The following is a 1,165-nucleotide window of genomic DNA, read 5'->3' as shown; positions in this document are numbered from 1 at the left end:
GGTGGCAACTGGTTGAGGGAGACAAGATCACCCAGGTAACGCCATGGCAAGACTTACCGGATTTAGAAGACTTACACATCTGAAGTTAGAGAAACTGTGGCAACCGTTGCGTCAAAGTAATAGTATGTTTCGTCGCAGTCGTTTAGACCTAGTAGGAGGCTTCAATACGGAATTAAATCAAGACGCTGCGATGGTAGAAATAATATTGAATTTAGTATTTTTGAGAGGAAGTCGAGCCCTCTGGTTGCCAGAAGCAACTTGTAGCTATTTTGGGCAACGTAATACTATTCCGGAACAGTTTATTCCAGTTGCTGAAGATATGAAAGAGGTGATTGATAGTATTTTTAAGCAACCAACTGTCAAGGGATGGATGCAAAAATTAAAAGCTAGAGCCTATCGATTTGAGTAGGGAGTAGGGAGTAGGGAGTAGGGAGTAGGGAGTAGGGAATCGGGAATCGGGAATCGGGAATCGGGAATCGGGAATCGGGAGTAGGGAATCGAGAGTAACAAAAAATATTCAACCTTTAACAACCTTATTGAAAAAGCAATGCATCGCTGCATCGCTTTTTCAGTTGCTTCGTTGGGGAGAATTCCAGTAGCAAAGGCTAAGTTACTTAACTGCTGAGAATTGTCTCCAGACTCAACAACTTATTATTCGCAAATCACTGGAAAAGAGTAATTTTGGCCGAATTTACTATCGTAACAAATATTGCCATAGTCGTCGATGCCAGTGAACCAGATCTGGATCTCATCACTACCCCAATAGCAATCAGGGGTAGTAAACGTTCCAACCTTGACGTAATCCACCGCAGGGGGGTTAAGGGACTTAAGGCGGAATTTAGTAATCTTGCCGCTGTTATCAGACATCACGTGGCCTGTTACAGTAGTTGAATCATCAAACTTAGGACAACTTCGATTTGCAGGCGAAGCTAACCTGAGGGAGTCATAAAAAACATTAATTAACTTTCTGGCCCGGCGAAAATATCGCACCGCTTTGGAATTGAACAAAATCCCCTGTTCCGGGCTCGATTGAAAACTGGAGTCCAGGATGAAATTCAGGAGGCTGTGCAGCCTGTGCAGAAGGTACCGTAAAAGAAGGCATCCAAGTCAGAGCTATGGGATACTCTTAAACCGTAATTAATCGGGATAAACCCGGATAAGACGG

The 1,165-nt window shown here is 43.6% G+C and carries 3 protein-coding genes; 1 reads left to right on the top strand and 2 read right to left on the bottom strand.

Annotation, left to right across the window (positions count from 1 at the left end; all coding sequences use genetic code 11):
- Positions 1–43: 43 nt before the first annotated feature.
- The gene (locus F6K49_RS51180; protein WP_293110599.1) at positions 44–409 is read left to right on the top strand and encodes a hypothetical protein; all 366 of its coding nucleotides are present in this window, start codon (positions 44–46) and stop codon (positions 407–409) included.
- Here F6K49_RS51180 and F6K49_RS51175 read toward each other — a convergent pair.
- A complete protein-coding gene (locus F6K49_RS51175) occupies positions 394–561 on the bottom strand; it encodes a hypothetical protein (RefSeq protein WP_293110597.1) in 168 nt (55 codons plus the stop codon). The two genes, F6K49_RS51180 and F6K49_RS51175, sit on opposite strands and share 16 nt — an antisense overlap.
- A 90-nt stretch (positions 562–651) precedes the next feature.
- Complete coding sequence (locus F6K49_RS51170; RefSeq protein ID WP_293051363.1) at positions 652–1,008, bottom strand: DUF6209 family protein; 357 nt, start codon at positions 1,006–1,008, stop codon at positions 652–654.
- Positions 1,009–1,165: the final 157 nt, after the last annotated feature.

Source organism: Moorena sp. SIO3I6, from assembly GCF_010672095.1.
The sequence above is the reverse complement of the archived record's forward strand: the minus strand, read 5'-3'. Positions and strand labels throughout refer to the sequence as shown.